The 16098-nt window shown below is 47.9% G+C and carries 10 protein-coding genes; 8 read left to right on the forward strand and 2 right to left on the reverse strand.

The window, feature by feature from the left end; translation table 11 throughout:
- Window positions 1-50: 50 nt before the first annotated feature.
- Window positions 51-1418, forward strand: coding sequence for a hypothetical protein (locus VSR74_RS00845; RefSeq protein WP_347792942.1), 1368 nt, complete (start codon window positions 51-53; stop codon window positions 1416-1418).
- Window positions 1419-1425: 7 nt separating this feature from the next.
- Here VSR74_RS00845 and prpR read toward each other — a convergent pair whose 3' ends face one another.
- Entirely contained in the window at window positions 1426-3003 is a 1578-nt protein-coding gene (gene prpR, locus VSR74_RS00850; RefSeq protein ID WP_347792943.1) for a propionate catabolism operon regulatory protein PrpR, read from the reverse strand.
- Between the two features lie 272 nt (window positions 3004-3275).
- On the opposite strand from prpR, the gene prpB reads away from it, so the two are divergent.
- Genes prpB through prpE form a run of 4 tightly spaced genes read left to right on the forward strand, consistent with a single transcriptional unit; the run spans window position 3276 to window position 8777 of the window.
- Complete coding sequence (gene prpB / locus VSR74_RS00855) at window positions 3276-4166, forward strand: methylisocitrate lyase (RefSeq protein ID WP_347792944.1); 891 nt, start codon at window positions 3276-3278, stop codon at window positions 4164-4166.
- Window positions 4167-4206: 40 nt separating this feature from the next.
- Window positions 4207-5373 carry a bifunctional 2-methylcitrate synthase/citrate synthase gene (gene prpC, locus VSR74_RS00860; RefSeq protein ID WP_347792945.1) on the forward strand — a complete coding sequence of 389 codons (1167 nt, stop codon included), beginning with the start codon at window positions 4207-4209 and terminating at the stop codon, window positions 5371-5373.
- A gap of 44 nt (window positions 5374-5417) precedes the next feature.
- Window positions 5418-6869, forward strand: a complete 1452-nt coding sequence (locus tag VSR74_RS00865) for a bifunctional 2-methylcitrate dehydratase/aconitate hydratase (RefSeq protein WP_347792946.1) — start codon at window positions 5418-5420, stop codon at window positions 6867-6869.
- A 21-nt stretch (window positions 6870-6890) separates the two neighbouring features.
- On the forward strand, window positions 6891-8777 hold the full coding sequence (gene prpE / locus VSR74_RS00870; protein ID WP_347792947.1) for a propionate--CoA ligase: 1887 nt from the start codon (window positions 6891-6893) through the stop codon (window positions 8775-8777).
- Between the two features lie 38 nt (window positions 8778-8815).
- On the opposite strand, the gene VSR74_RS00875 is transcribed toward prpE, so the two are convergent.
- Window positions 8816-10003, reverse strand: coding sequence for an MFS transporter (locus VSR74_RS00875; protein WP_347792948.1), 1188 nt, complete (start codon window positions 10001-10003; stop codon window positions 8816-8818).
- Between the two features lie 626 nt (window positions 10004-10629).
- On the opposite strand from VSR74_RS00875, the gene VSR74_RS00880 reads away from it, so the two are divergent.
- From VSR74_RS00880 to VSR74_RS00890, 3 genes are all read left to right on the forward strand, one after another.
- Window positions 10630-13416: an AAA family ATPase gene (locus VSR74_RS00880; RefSeq protein ID WP_347792949.1), complete on the forward strand. Its 2787-nt coding sequence runs from the start codon at window positions 10630-10632 to the stop codon at window positions 13414-13416.
- Between the two features lie 156 nt (window positions 13417-13572).
- Window positions 13573-15210 (forward strand): hypothetical protein, encoded by a 1638-nt coding sequence (locus VSR74_RS00885; RefSeq protein ID WP_347792950.1) that lies wholly within the window; start codon window positions 13573-13575, stop codon window positions 15208-15210.
- A 40-nt stretch (window positions 15211-15250) separates the two neighbouring features.
- A complete protein-coding gene (locus VSR74_RS00890; RefSeq protein WP_347792951.1) occupies window positions 15251-16048 on the forward strand; it encodes a hypothetical protein in 798 nt (265 codons plus the stop codon).
- Window positions 16049-16098: the final 50 nt, after the last annotated feature.

Consider the following 16098-nt stretch of genomic DNA (forward strand, 5'->3'; position numbering starts at 1 on the left):
CTGGCATCGATGTCAAAGCACTGAACAAAAGCATCCAGAACATCCATAAAATGGCCTGGGAACAGGTGCTTTTGTTAGCGATCTTTTCGCGGCAACAGTATCTCTTTGCCGATGCACAAAACTTCCGCAACCGAATGATGCTTGTCCATGAGGCGCTAAAATGTAAGGACGTCTGTGGTGATGTTCTGAAACGGCTGGATCAGGGCAAAGGCAGCAATGACATCCTGGAAATGCTGTTTCAGCATCCGAGCATCTGGAGAAAGTCACTTCTGCATGCCATTGAGGAGAAAGGAATTGCGTTCAAGGCCGACCAGGGACGTTGCCCTTATTCTTATTACGCCATGTATATGATTTTACGCGATCCTGTCAGGGTGTTTCAGTCGCTTCGCGGGTTAGAATCGTTGTCCGTTAATGAACGGGTTGTTAAAACGTATCAACGTTTACATGCCGGGCCATTCAGGATGCCCTTCAATACCAGCCCTTTGCATGCGGATGACCTGACGCTGGATGCGTTAGTTGATCTTCTTGAAGAAAATGGCAACCCGGTTAAAGGGGAAGAATTAACTTTAGAGGTTAAGGGGCAGTTGGCCACGGATATTGGTCGTTATTTACGTGGCGCATTTGAATATCTTACCTGGCATCACCCCGACCAGCCGTTGAGGTATGAACCCGCAACGCTCTTCAGGGATATGTGTACCACGACACGAGATCGACAAACGTTAACACTCAGTTTTGATGTTACCCAACTGGACAACCTGGTCAATCTTGGGCAGATCGAGAGTGTCATGGCGGGAGTTAAATCGGAAATCCTCAACGCATTTAATCACTCTCCGGCCGTTAGATTCTCAGGACAGCCCGAAAATCAAAATTTTGCCAGCGTGATAGATTCGCTTAGCGACTGGTATATGACTGTGAATACCGGGTTGTTAAAAAAAATCGAACGTGTACCGCAATTGATCGCCGCTGTGCTGGATTTCGACCTGCGCTATGAAATCGGCGTGGGAGATCGCTATTGGGGGAGCGTCCCCCTGAGCCAGTTTAGATTCAGGCTTATATCTCGCGATTACAACCAACTCGTGTCAGGCATTATTCGTCATAAACTATATCTTGCCGCTCAATACAGCGATCTTGCTGACGTTTCGCTGTTCACCTATCAGAGCGTGGATGAATTTCTTGAGCGGATTGCGAATACGGAAGATAACCCGTTGCCAGTATCGACATTAATGAAAACCTGGGCCGATCCAGAACCTGGGCCGATGATTGAAAGATTTAAAAAACTGCCTGCCTGGCTTAAGCCCTCTAAACAGAAAGAGTATGCGAAGGATAAGATCGCGCAGCAACGCCGTAAAAGTCAGGATTGCCCTTATCCCATCAACTCTTTGTTTCCATTACCGCTCTGGGCAACCTTAAAAGAATAATGACTCATCATGAGCCCGCTTTCAGCCGTCGCCAGAATGTGGTGCGGCTGACGCCCAGATAGCGGGCTGCTGCCGCGCGATCGCCGCCGAACTGTGCCAGCACATCGCTGGCTGATTGCATACTGGCGGGTGGGCTATCCGCTGCGAATAATTCCGGAAGCAGAGCCGGGAGATCGCGCTCATCGCTGAGTATTTCGCTGCTTAATAACAGCGCCAGTCGTTCGGTGATGTTACGCAATTCCCGGATATTTCCCGGCCAGGGGTAGCGAAGCAGCGGCGGCAGGCAGTGGGCGATGCGATGTTGCAGCATGTCGTTTAGCGGCGAATCCAGCGCTGCCAGCGATTGCGTTAAGTAGCGTCGCGCCAGCAGGGCGATATCCTCACCGCGTTCACGCAGCGCAGGAATACGCAGACGCAGCGCGCTGAGACGGAAAAAGAGATCGGCGCGAAATCGACCGTCAGCGATAGCCTGTCGCAGATCGCAGTGGGTGGCGCTGATTACGCGAAATTCCACCGCCAGTGGCTGCTGCCCGCCGACCCGGGTGACGCGTTTTTCTTCCAGTACACGCAATAGCCGGGTTTGCAGATGCAGCGGCATTTCGCCTATTTCATCCAGAAACAGTGTGCCGCCGTTGGCGGTTTCCAGTAAACCACTGCGCCCGCCGCGTCGTGAACCGGTAAACGCGCCTTCTTCATAGCCAAACAGTTCCGCTTCCAGTAAGGACTCGGCAATCGCCCCGCAGTTGATGGCGACAAAGGGCGGCTGGCGGCGTCGGCCCTGGCGGGCAAAGTACTCCTGATGCAGTGCCTGTGCCGCCAGCTCTTTCCCGGTGCCGGTTTCTCCCTCGATTAATACTGCCGCCGGGGAGCGGGCATAGAGCAGGATGGAGCGCCGCACCTGTTCCATAGCCGCTGATTCACCGATCAGATCGCCCAGCCCGTAGCGGGCGCGCAACGTGTCGAGGCGCTCGTGGCTTCGCGGAGCGGCTGTAAGCGCCATGCGCGTCATCTCCAGCGCGTCGCTGAATGCCTGGCGCACCGTGGCGGCAGAGTAGAGAAACACCGCCGTCATCCCGGCTTCTTCCGCCAGTTCCGTCACCAGCCCCGCGCCAACCACAACGTTGATGCCGGCGGCTTTGAGTTCGTTAAGCTGGCTGCGGGCATCCTCTTCAGTAACGTAGCTGCGTTGATCGAGCGGTAGCTGGAAACTTTTCTGAAACTCCTGGAGCGCAGGAAGGGGCGTTTTGTAGGTAATGACGCCAATTCTGTTGCCAACGCGGCGTGCTTTTCCCAGCGCCTGTAGCAGGTCGAAGCCTCCCGGGCGAATCAGAATAACCGGGACAGAAAGGCGACTTTTCAGATACGCGCCGTTAGAGCCTGCGGCAATGATAGCGTCGCAGTGTTCGGTGGCGAGTTTCTGGCGGATGTACTGCACCGCCTTTTCGAACCCAAGCTGAATAGGGGTAATAGTCGCCAGATGGTCAAACTCCAGGCTGATATCGCGAAACAGATCAAACAGACGCGTGACGGAGACTGTCCAGATAACCGGTTTTGTGCCTGCTGGCTGGCTAAAGTTGTCGGTCATGGCGGCTAACCTGCGTTGAAGAGACCTGATCTGTTGTAGTTGTGTTTCAGCGATGTTTCAAAGATTGCGGTTGAAACATGCTCTGAAACGTTAGCTGAAGCGCTTTAATCCTTTGAAGGGGAATTACGGCCTCGGGGTGATTTTTAACATGCTGTTTTTGTGGGTTATTTGATGATTTCTACTGTTTTGTGAACCTGCGCGGCTGTCCTGGCACACCGCTTGCTATTTAGTTGTTAAATCAAAACAACATTTAAATAACAATCGGAGGGTGCATGGGTATTCAATCACCGGGGCTGGCGTTTCGTCAGGCACTGAGTAAAGAAACACCGCTGCAAATCGTGGGTACCATTAACGCCAACCACGCGCTACTGGCACAACGCGCCGGGTTTCAGGCGATTTATCTTTCCGGTGGCGGCGTGGCGGCGGGTTCCCTCGGCCTGCCAGATTTAGGTATCACCGGGCTGGATGATGTGTTGACGGATATCCGTCGTATCACCGACGTCTGTTCGTTGCCGTTGTTAGTGGATGTCGACAGCGGTTTTGGCGCGTCGGCGTTTAATGTAGCACGCACCGTAAAATCGGTGATTAAAGCGGGGGCGGCAGGGTTACATATTGAAGACCAGGTGGGCGCAAAACGCTGCGGTCATCGCCCGAATAAAGAGATTGTATCCACACAAGAGATGGTCGATCGCATTAAAGCCGCTGTGGATGCCCGCACCGACCCGGATTTCGTGATTATGGCGCGAACCGATGCGCTGGCGGTGGAGGGGCTGGAGGCCGCTATCGAACGCGCCCGCGCCTATATCGAAGCCGGGGCGGACATGCTTTTCCCCGAAGCTATTACCGAACTGTCGATGTATCGCCAGTTCGCCGACGCCGTAGAGGTGCCGATTCTTGCCAATATCACCGAGTTTGGCGCCACGCCGCTGTTCACCACCGACGAACTGCACAGTGCGCATGTGGCGATGGCGCTCTATCCGCTGTCGGCGTTTCGCGCCATGAATCGCGCCGCGGAACGGGTCTACAACGTGCTGCGTCAGGAAGGAACGCAAAAGGGCGTTACCGACATCATGCAAACCCGCAATGAACTCTACGAAAGCATCAACTACTACCAGTTTGAAGAGAAACTCGACGCCCTGTTTGCCAGCAAACGCGGCAAGTAATCGGTTTTACCCTACACATCCATAATAAGACGAGGCCAGTATGAGCGAAGCGACCATTTTGCAAAACACGACTGCCACAAAAACGAAAAAATCCGTGGCGCTCTCCGGTGTGCCTGCCGGAAATACCGCCCTCTGCTCCGTAGGCAAGAGCGGCAACGATCTGCACTACCGCGGCTATGACATTCTCGACCTCGCGAAGCACTGCGAGTTTGAAGAGGTGGCGTATCTGCTGATCCACGGCAAGCTGCCGAACCGTGATGAACTGCATGCCTACAAAACACGCCTGAAGGCGCTGCGCGGCCTGCCCGCCAATGTGCGTATTGTGCTGGAAGCATTGCCTGCGGCGTCGCATCCGATGGATGTGCTGCGCACTGGCGTATCGGCCCTCGGCTGCACGCTGCCAGAAAAGGAGGAGCATACGGTATCCGGCGCGCGTGATATCGCCGACAAGTTGCTGGCCTCGCTGGGGTCGATTCTTCTCTACTGGTACCACTACAGCCACAACGGGGAACGCATCCAGCCGGAAACCGATGACGACTCTATCGGCGGCCATTTTTTGCACCTGCTGCACGGCCATAAACCGTCGGCGAGCCAGGTAAAAGCGATGCATGCGTCGCTCATCCTTTATGCCGAACATGAGTTCAACGCCTCGACATTTGCTTCCAGAGTGATTGCCGGAACCGGCTCAGATATCTATTCGGCGATTATCGGTGGTATTGGCGCGCTGCGCGGGCCAAAGCACGGCGGAGCCAATGAGGTCTCGCTCGAGATTCAACAGCGCTATGAAACGCCGGACGAAGCGGAACAGGATATTCGCCGCCGTATTGAAAATAAAGAGGTGGTGATCGGCTTTGGTCATCCGGTATATACGATTTCAGACCCTCGTCATCAGGTGATCAAAACCATCGCACATCAGCTTTCCCGCGAAGCGGGTTCGCTGAAGATGTATGACATTGCCGACCGCCTTGAAACGGTGATGTGGGAAACCAAAAAGATGTTCCCCAACCTCGACTGGTTCTCAGCGGTTTCTTACAACATGATGGGCGTCCCGACGGCGATGTTCACGCCGCTGTTTGTTATGGCGCGCGTGACGGGCTGGTCGGCGCACATTATTGAACAGCGTCAGGACAATAAAATCATCCGCCCGTCAGCCAACTATACCGGGCCGGAAGAGAGGCCTTTCGTCGCGCTTGACCAGCGCCAGTAATTCACCTGCTTACCTCTGATAATGACAAATACGGGAAAAATAACATGTCTCAGCCGATGACCAATCAACGTCCAGCTTTCGACCAGGAAATCGTCGATATTGTGGACTACGTGATGAACTACCGCATCGATTCTCCGGTGGCCTGGAACACCGCACACTACTGCCTGCTGGATACGCTGGGCTGCGGGCTGGAAGCGCTGGAGTATCCGGCCTGTAAAAAATTGATGGGGCCAATTGTGCCAGGTACGGTGGTACCAAACGGCGCGAAGGTGCCGGGAACGTCGTTCCAGCTCGATCCTGTACAGGCGGCGTTTAATATTGGCGCCATGATCCGCTGGCTCGATTTTAATGACACCTGGCTTGCGGCGGAGTGGGGGCATCCTTCTGATAACCTCGGCGGTATTCTGGCCGTGGCAGACTGGCTGTCGCGTACTGCGCTGGCGGCAGGTAAAGCGCCGCTGACGATGCAAAAAGTGCTGAGCGGGATGATCAAAGCGCATGAGATCCAGGGCTGTATCGCACTGGAAAACGCTTTCAATAAAGTCGGGTTGGATCACGTCCTGCTGGTGAAAGTCGCCTCGACGGCGGTGATCGCTGAAATGCTCGGCCTGAGCCGCGATGAGATCTTAAATGCGGTTTCACTGGCGTGGGTGGACGGGCAGGCGCTGCGAACCTATCGCCACGCGCCGAATACCGGTACGCGTAAATCCTGGGCGGCGGGTGACGCCACTTCACGCGCCGTGAGGCTGGCACTGATGGCACAAACTGGCGAGATGGGCTACCCGTCAGCGCTAACGGCCAAAACCTGGGGCTTCTATGATGTCTCGTTCAAAGGTGAAGTGTTTCGCTTCCAGCGTCCGTATGGCAGCTACGTGATGGAGAACGTGCTGTTCAAGATTTCCTTCCCGGCGGAGTTTCACTCTCAGACGGCGGTCGAGGCAGCGATGACTTTGCACCACAAAATGGTTGCGGCGGGGAAAACGGCGGCGGAGATTGAACGCGTGACTGTCCGCACGCATGAGGCCTGCATCCGCATTATCGACAAACAGGGGCCGCTGAATAACCCGGCCGACCGCGACCACTGTATCCAGTATATGGTGGCGATCCCTCTTCTGTTTGGTCGCCTCACCGCTGCGGATTATGAAGAGGATGTTGCCTGCGATCCGCGTATCGATATCCTGCGTGCCAAAACGCACTGCCATGAAGATCCGACTTTTACCCGCGATTATCACGATCCGCAAAAACGCTCGATAGCCAACGCCTTAACCGTCGAATTTTCCGATGGCAGCCGCTTTGAGGAAGTGGTGGTCGAGTACCCCATTGGTCATGCGCGCCGTCGCGAAGAAGGGATCCCACTCCTGATTGAGAAGTTTAAAACCAACCTCGCGCGTCAGTTCCCGTCGCGTCAGCAGCAGCGCATTCTTGATGTCTCCCTGGATCGTCAGCGGCTGGAGCAGATGCCGGTAAACGAGTTTCTTGACCTGTTCGTCATCTGATCCGTTCAGAAGGAGACATCTATGTCTTATGAAGCGTTTTATCAGCAGTCGATTAATGACCCGGACGGGTTCTGGGGTGAGCAGGCCCGCCGTATAGAGTGGCAAACGCCGTTTACGCGCACACTTGACTATGACAAACCGCCGTTTGCGCGCTGGTTTTGCGGTGGTACCACTAACCTTTGTCATAACGCCATCGACCGATGGCTGTCGGTTCAACCGGATGCGCTGGCGCTGATTGCCGTGTCGGCCGAGACGGGTGAGGAGCGAACTTTTACTTTCCGCGAGCTGCATACGGAGGTTAACCGGACTGCCGCGATGTTGCAGGCGCTTGGCGTCACGCGAGGCGACCGGGTATTGGTCTATATGCCGATGATCGCCGAGGCGCACATTACTTTGCTGGCCTGCGCACGGATTGGCGCGATTCATTCGGTGGTGTTCGGCGGTTTTGCCGCACACAGCCTGGCGACTCGTATTGACGACGCCCGCCCGGTGCTGATCGTTTCGGCAGATGGTGGCTCGCGTGGGGGAAAAGTCATCCCCTATAAAAAGCTGCTTGATGAGGCTATTCACCTCGCCGGGCATCCTCCGCGGCATGTGCTGCTGGTGGAGCGCGGCCTGGCGCCAATGCAGAGAACGCCCGGGCGGGATGTGGATTACGCGTCGTTGCGCGAACAGCATCTTACGGCGCAGGTACCGGTGGCCTGGCTTGAAGCGAGTGAGACCTCCTGCATTCTCTACACATCCGGTACCACGGGCAAACCAAAAGGCGTACAGCGCGACGTTGGCGGCTATGCCGTGGCGCTGGCGACGACGATGGCCACTATCTTTGGCGGCAGGGCGGGTGGCGTCTTTTTCTGCACTTCAGATATTGGCTGGGTGGTGGGTCATTCTTACATCGTTTATGCCCCGCTGCTGGCGGGGATGGCTACGGTGGTATTCGAGGGGACGCCGACCTGGCCGGATTGCAGCGTGTGGTGGAAGATCGTCGAAAAATATCAGGTTAGCCGGATGTTCTCAGCGCCGACGGCGATTCGGGTATTGAAGAAATTCCCCACCGCACAGATCCGCAACCACGATATTTCTTCGCTGGAGGTGCTCTATCTCGCAGGAGAACCGTTGGATGAACCCACGGCCAGTTGGGTGACGGAAACGTTAGGTGTCCCGGTCATCGATAACTACTGGCAGACTGAATCCGGCTGGCCGATTATGGCGATTGCCCGCCAACTGAGCGATCGCCCGACTCGCCCCGGCAGCCCTGGCGTGCCGATGTTTGGTTATCACGTCAAACTGCTCAACGAACATAGCGGCGCGGAGTGCGGTGCGAATGAAAAGGGGATGGTGGTGATTGAGGGGCCATTGCCGCCGGGCTGCATTCAGACTATCTGGGGGGACGACACGCGATTTGTAAATACGTACTGGTCGCTATTTGATCGCCCGGTGTATGCGACCTTCGACTGGGGGATACGTGACGACGATGGCTATTACTTTATTCTTGGGCGCACCGACGACGTGATTAATATTGCCGGGCATCGGTTGGGCACGCGTGAAATTGAAGAGAGTATCGCTGGTCACAGGAATGTCGCCGAGGTTGCCGTGGTTGGTGTGAAAGATGCGATAAAAGGACAGGTGGCAGTGGCGTTTGTCATCCCCAGGCAGGGCGACAGCCTGCTGTTGCGAGACGTGGCGCAGGATGAAGAAGCCGCCATTCAGCACCGGGTGGCGGAACAGATAGGCCACTTTGGTCGCCCGGCGCGGATTTACTTTGTCTCACAATTGCCAAAAACGCGATCGGGAAAGATGCTCCGGCGCACAATGCAGGCTCTCTGCGAAGGGAGAGACCCTGGAGATTTAACGACGATTGAGGATCCTGGCGCTTTGCAGGAGATACAGCGAGTGTTGGGGGAGTAGGGAAAAAGTCCACGTGAGAGCGTGGACTTTTCGCAGCATTATTGCGCTTTATCCGCGACAAATCGCGTCAGGATAAGTGTAAGAACGCAAATAATGGCACCGGCGAAGAAAGTGGAGGATGAACCCCATATATCCCAGAGCAAGCCCGCGCCCAGGCTTGCGATCAGTACTCCCGCACCACTCAGTAAACTGAAAAAGCCAAATGCTGTTCCGCGGAGATCGGACGGGGCTGTCTGTGCGATCATCGTATTCAGTAGCCCTTGCGTCATCCCCATATGAACGCCCCAAAGCGCCACGCCAACAATAATGCCTTGCCAACTGTCACTCGTCGCGAGTACCACGTCGGCGGCAATCAATACCAAAAGACCTGCTTGCAGTAATTTCCGGTGACTGAGGCGGTCTGATAGCTTACCGAAAGGATAAGCCGTAAAAGAAAAGACCAGATTCATGGCGACCATCACCAGAGGGATCAAGGCAAGAGGTATGTCAACTTCCTGTGCCCTGAGTACCAGAAAAGCTTCGCTGAAGCGGGCAAGGGTGAAGACACCTCCCAGTGCGATAACGAACCAACATTCAGCACCGAGCCTTTTCAGATTTTCTTTCTTAACCGGATTCGTTCTGACGGTTGCAACGGGTGTGCGGGGCTCATGTAAGCCGAAGAATAACAGGGCGACGGCCAGAAATGCCGGGATGACGGCAACCCAGTACACAGCCCGAAAATCATTGCTCCAGAGCAGCATCAGCCCAACGGCCAGAAGCGGCCCGAGAAATGCGCCCATGGTATCCAGCGTCTGACGCAGACCGTAAGCCGCGCCTCTGATCTCCGGCGGAGTCACGTCGGCAACCAGCGCGTCGCGCGGTGCGCCGCGAACGCCTTTGCCTATACGGTCGATGATGCGGGCGCTGAAAATCATTCCGGAGGTTGAGGCAATTGCGAACAACGGTTTGCTGAGTGCGCCGAGGCCGTAACCAATGACGGCCAGTTTTTTACGTTTGCCGATGTAATCACTGATGACGCCCGAAAACACCTTAACGCAGAGTGCGGTGGCTTCAGCCAGGCCTTCAATAAGCCCGATGATGACAACCGGCGTCCCCAGAGCGGTTGCCATAAAGAGTGGCAGCAGGCTGTGGATCATTTCTGAAGAAATATCCATGAGTAAACTGACAAAACCGATTATCCATACACCGCCCGGGATGCGGCGTAGCGTTGTAAAGCGAAAGATCATTTTCATATCCTTTGAAACGGAAAGGGACTATCAAAGATTATCGGGGAAAATATGTTAATGAGAATCATTATTGCTTAACTGACTGCTGCAACACAAGTTTCCTGACTCGTTGGCCGTAGCGAAGGAGATGTTCAGAGGAAGGGGGAGGGTTTGGTTTTACTGAGTTCGTTACAGATAAAATAAGGGGATACTGCGGTATCCCCTCTGAGTGTGAATTATTCAACGTAGCGGTTTGTCGTTTGCTAAGAACAGACAAACCAATGGGTTACATTAGACGTTAAACTGTGATTTCATATTTATTTTGTTGATATTTAATTATTTTATTTATATTTTTCATTTTTATACTCATTTCTGTACTCACTTTGGTTGGTGCTGTTAACTGAGGTTAGTTATCACAGCTCCTGTTCATCTGTTCTTTTTACCAAGAGCATATCTTTTATCGCTGCCCTTCATAAGTTACTTTAGCTTAACTTATTGTTTTATTAGTGCGAATGTATCGTTTATAGTATGGTTCTATGCTCAAAAATCATACCATGTACAAGCACTCAAGTTAGTAACTAGCTGTATAGGACAAAGATTCTTGTATAGGGCGACTAACGCTATTCACTGTCAGAAGGAGCTATCAATTGAGTAAAGCTGGTATTCAATCTAATAGGGGGGATGGATATCAAACGTTGGTAGCGTTTGAGTGGGCTTTGACCGTGTTATCCAATCCTGACTATCAATGGTTAGAGACAGATTCAGTGAAATGGCTGGTTGATGACGTTGTGATAGGGCGGACTGACGGTACAATAATTTGTTGTCAGTGCAAAAAAAATCAAACAGGATTTCGAGCGTGGTCGTTCACCGATCTTAATGATGAGCTAGATAAGGCCATTAAAACGCTTATACAAGATCCTACTACGACAGTCAGATTCTACTCCCGTACCCCTTTTGGTGAACTGGCAGCTTTACAAGAGTTTAGTACTAATTTTCCAGATGAAAGTGCCTATCATGCTGCTTTAAAAGAGACAAAGGTACATGAGGCGACAAATAGAAAGCTCAGTGAATTAATTGCAAAAATATCTTCTAATTTTAATAGTTATGAGCTTTTATCCAGAACAAAATTTGTTACTAGCGATATTCATGAGCGAATGAGAGAAACACTAGAAGAGCGCTTACAATATTTGGTGAGTAATTCTGTTGCAGCTTTTAATTCACTTTGGACTTGCCTTGATTACCAAGGGATGCGAGTTGCTGATACGCAAGATAATAAACTGTCATCTTGCTCGCGTTTAACCAAAATCGACCTTATAAATCTTCTTTCTCAGTCAGGTTGTGTTATTTCTCCTCCAACAGACATTCAATCTATTTTTAATTCATTCAGAAAAACATCATCGATTGGTCGTTCGTGGCAAAGAGATATTGGTGGTCATCGCATTGACACTCTTTTAGTTAGTGAATTAATTGAGGCTATCGAAAACAAGAGCCATTCCATATTAGTGACTGGAGGGCCGGGTTCAGGGAAAACGTGTATTCTACTTGAATTGCAGGAGAAATTAGAGCAATTAGCGCAATCTGATAGTGCTATGTTACCGCTATTTATTCAATCGCGAGAGTTTGCTGATTTAGAAACTGCACAGGAACGGCAATCTCTAGGGTTAGATGAGCTATGGATTGAAAAGATTGCGCGTGTAGCTGACAGCTATCATGTAATAGTCATAATTGATTCACTTGATGTGCTTGCTATAGCTCGAGAACATACGGTGCTAACGTATTTTTTAGCTCAAATAGATCAGCTGTTATTAATTCCAAATGTTACCGTTATTACGGCTTGCAGAGAGTTTGATAGACATTACGATAGACGTATATCTCAGCGCTCATGGGATAAGGAGTTTAAGTGCCAGGCATTAGATTGGGAAGGTGAAATCATGCCGTTGCTTGAAAAACTCTCAATCGACTCATCAGCTATTGATAACACAACGCGACATTTAATTAGCAATCCACGTGAGTTAGCTCTATTTATAAATCTTGCTCAAAGAGATGGTAGTTTTAATATAGTGACTAGCCAGGCGTTAGCTCAACGCTATATTGATTCAATTATGTTGACGAATCCATCGCTAGGTGATGAAGGGAAAATAGCACTTGAAAATATGGCCACGGAAATGTTAAAGCTTCGTAGCCTGTCGATACCAACTCAACGATTTACTGCTTCAGATGACATTCGTAGAATGTTACTTAGTCATAATGTTTTGCATGAAACTGAGGATAATAAATTAACATTTGGGCATCAAACGTTACTTGATGTATTAGTTATTAGTAGAGCTATTCGTCATGGATTGACTTTAAATGATTTTATAAAGGATCTCCCACCAGTACCTTTTGTCCGCCCATCTATTCGTAGCTTTATTGCACAGCTTGTCAATGAAGGAAGACAAGAGTTTAGAAAACAGTTACGAACGGTGCTTACCGGAACTTATGCTTTTCATATACGTCGCCTAGTCGCCGAATGTTTTGCTGAGCAATTACCTCAAGATGATGATTGGCCAATGTTACGTGATTTACGTAACACGCATCGAGATGTTTTCCAAGTTATTTATAGTAAAGCTTCACAAGTTGAATGGCATTATTTTTGGCTAAGGAATCTTGTTCCGGTTTTAAAAACTACGCGTGATGTTGATGGTATAGGAATTCATACTTACCGTATAGCGCATTGGTTAAATTTAGATCCATCAGGTGTCGTTGATTTTTGGATGGGAATATTAAGATCTGATTGGATAGATAAGTCACAATTGATCAGTAAGATTGCTGTTTCCATATCGAACATAAAGGAAGAACATGCATATTTGATGTCTCCTCTATTGCTGGAGCTATTTAAATTTCCACAGGAAGAATATAGCTTTTTAGGTAGAGCCCTTGCTCGTTGTGTTGCTGTAGGGGGTATAGATGATGCGGTGCTTTGGGATTACATCATTGCTGATGTTAAAGATGAAGACATTCTATCCTATCGTTTTGGAAATAAGCTTAAGTGCCGACCACACGAATTTGGTGATAAGGATAATAAATTTCTTTCAAATAAAATGATTAATTCTGTTACTTTGTTAGAGCTGGCTATATCGACAATTGAACAGTGGAGCAAAGTACGAAGTTCTCGATATGAAGAAGAAAATAATTATCGAAGTGGTTTTCTAAGTGGAACTTCTCATTTTGATGATCGCAGAATGAGGGATTTTGAGCATAAAGATAGTCAACGTGTCCTGATGGATGCTTTAGAAGTAGCTATTATTCATCATGCTAATATCAATTCTGAGTGGTGGCAAAACAATCGTGAGCGTTTATGTTTTAATCTAGAAGGTTCACTTCGTTACTTTGCATTGTTAGCATGTATTAATTCTCCGCTAACTAATCTTGACATATCCTCTCGTTTGCTGTAGAAAGCAGATTTATTAGAGTCTGAGCTTTCATATGAATTGGGAACTTTAGTTCAGAAAGTTTTTATCCATTTGAGTTCAGAATCCCAAGACGCAATACAGATTATAATACTTGCTCTTTCTCAGAGATATGCTGATCTCCCTGAGTATAGGCAATATATGCTTAAAGATCAGGTTAAGTTTATTATTTGTATACCGTGCTATTTACGTTCACCGTCATGTGTAAGTATTTTAGATGAATATATCCGTTCAAACTGGCCACTTGAACATAAACCAGATGTTAATGGGTGGTGCGGAATTGTAAGAGCTCCGTTCTCATATGAAGTTTTTAATGAGCTCAGTAATGAAGGCGTTCTCAGTCTTCTTGAGCACTATAATGGGTATAGGCGAGACTCATTTAGCGACATGTTAATTGGTGGAGAGGAGCAAGTTGCTCAACAACTGAGTGAGGCATCTTCAAGGGATCCATTACGATTTTTGAGTTTTTTATCTTCTTACTGGCAGGATATAAATGAAGAGTTCCGAAATCATATTATGGATGGTATTGCACATTATTTGAATTATCGTTATGGAAACCTTCGCCCAAATAATGACTGGAAACCGATTAATGAACCTAATATTGATGTTTTAGTTAGCAATACTTTAGATGAATTAGAGCGACATACTGTTTATTGGAGGCAAAACCGCTCTGCTTCTGAAGTGCTACAAGGATGCTCACATGTAGTAAAAGATATCAATAATGCGAAAAGAATAACTTTTTTATCTATTCCCTATTTAGCAGTGGAAGAAAGAGATCCTATCTCAGGAGATGGTGTCACTTTTATTGGTATAGGTATTAATATGATTCGAGGGCATATCGCTGATGCTCTTATGGTTATGGCAATAAAATTATACGAAGAACATATCTCTTGGCCTGAATTACTGTTACCGACACTACATCAATTTGCTACTAACGATCATCCTGCGGTGAGGGCTGTAGTATTACGCCGTTTACCTCATTTACAGCATATTTTACCTGAGGTTGGTTGGGGGATTTTTGAATTAATAATGCGGAAAGGTAGTGAAGGACTTTGGGATATGGCAGAACGTTGTCTCTATTATACCTATCATCATGAGTTTGACAGAGTTTCCCCATGGTTAAATAAGATTGTATCTGAAAGTATTAAAGATGGATTGCAAGCATGGGGAAGAATATCTGCATTAGCCGTATTGTCAGAAAAAATAGAAAATTGTGACTTTATCAAACAATTAAAAGAATTAAGTGATAGTGATGCATGGGAAGGTGCTGTCGATGTTTGGACACATCGTGAGAATTTTCAACGGCATCAGGATTTATGTCTTGCTGGTTTGTCCACTGCGTTAAGTGATGATAATCAATATGCCTCAACATTAATAGGGTCGATGGGTAGCATTTTTAGAGAAAAGGAACCTGTTATTATTTTACCTATGCAAATGTTAGAGCGTTATTTTTCATTAGTATCTACGAGTTCTGAAGCATCGAGAATTGGCTTATTCGATTTCGGCGCATGGCTAAATATTGTTTCATACATAGATCCTTTGTATGCATTGAAGGCTACGGAGATTTACCTTGAATATGTTCGTACAACAAAAGCCTATTTGCATGACCATAATAATAATTTAATGCAGTTATTGACCCGTTTATTTGCACAAGCAGAAGAGCAGGAAGAGTCGGATGGCGGAGAAATACTACATCGGGTAGTTGCTTTGCAAGACACTATGTTGGCTTTAGGTGTTGATGGGGTGAATACATGGTTAGAGGCAGCTGAGAGAGCATAATTAACTATCTGTGAACTATATGGATATTAAGGTGGAGAGATTGAAAAAAGATTTATTGATAGAATGGGTTAAGTGTTTTTATTCTCGTTTGAATGTTAGTCAAAAATTGCATTTAAATTATATTTTATTATTTATCTATACATACGTAATATTTCTTGTATTGAGTTATGGTCAAATATTCAGGTCTACATTCTTATTGGCTATTGTATTTTGGTGCATTGCATTGGCATATGATGCTATTCTTTTATATAAAAGAATATATGAAAATATTATAGGGAAAGCATTGTTAACTATAATATTGGTTGTCGGGACTAATTTTTCTATATCTATTGCTGGGATCATATTAAATGATGTTAGCGGGGTTGAGCCTTCTAATTTTCCTCATGCATTAATTATTATTTCTATTTTAACCATTCCATTCATTACGGCTTTAATTGCTTTGTTTCTATATTATATCTTAGCCTTAATTGTTTTCCCTTTTACAATTCTATATTTTTTATTATCGGATGCTAAAGTAAATAATTTTTTATTTCCCTTCAAAAGTGAAAAAGATGATATTTATCTAAAGAAATCCACAATTCTAATCAAGGTTTTTAGTTTTGGCATATTTTTTGTTTTCATTTATGGAATATCACAGAATACTATGTCTTGGTACGAAAAGAAGTTATCAAAATTTTCTGAGAACCTGATATATACATTTGAGATGTATTCGAAAAGCCCATGCGATCTTGATAGTGGTACTAAATCATTGTTTATAAATGATGATAGAATTATTTCTGCAAAAAAAGTTGGTGATGAAGTTATTTTTAAAGTTGAGGAATGCAATTATAAAAAATAGCATATATATAATATAATATAATATAATATAATATAATATAATATAATATA

The sequence above is a fragment of the Pseudocitrobacter cyperus genome (assembly GCF_039889165.1).
GTDB lineage: Bacteria > Pseudomonadota > Gammaproteobacteria > Enterobacterales > Enterobacteriaceae > Pseudocitrobacter > Pseudocitrobacter cyperus.

Coding starts and splice junctions, on each gene's coding strand:
- VSR74_RS00885 (WP_347792950.1), top strand. CDS start 13,573: ATGCTTAAAGATCAGGTTAAGTTTATTATTTGTATACCGTGCTATTTA.
- VSR74_RS00845 (WP_347792942.1), top strand. CDS start 51: ATGGCCTGGGAACAGGTGCTTTTGTTAGCGATCTTTTCGCGGCAACAG.
- prpB (WP_347792944.1), top strand. CDS start 3,276: ATGGGTATTCAATCACCGGGGCTGGCGTTTCGTCAGGCACTGAGTAAA.
- VSR74_RS00875 (WP_347792948.1), bottom strand. CDS start 10,003: ATGATCTTTCGCTTTACAACGCTACGCCGCATCCCGGGCGGTGTATGG.
- prpC (WP_347792945.1), top strand. CDS start 4,207: ATGAGCGAAGCGACCATTTTGCAAAACACGACTGCCACAAAAACGAAA.
- prpR (WP_347792943.1), bottom strand. CDS start 3,003: ATGACCGACAACTTTAGCCAGCCAGCAGGCACAAAACCGGTTATCTGG.
- VSR74_RS00865 (WP_347792946.1), top strand. CDS start 5,418: ATGTCTCAGCCGATGACCAATCAACGTCCAGCTTTCGACCAGGAAATC.
- prpE (WP_347792947.1), top strand. CDS start 6,891: ATGTCTTATGAAGCGTTTTATCAGCAGTCGATTAATGACCCGGACGGG.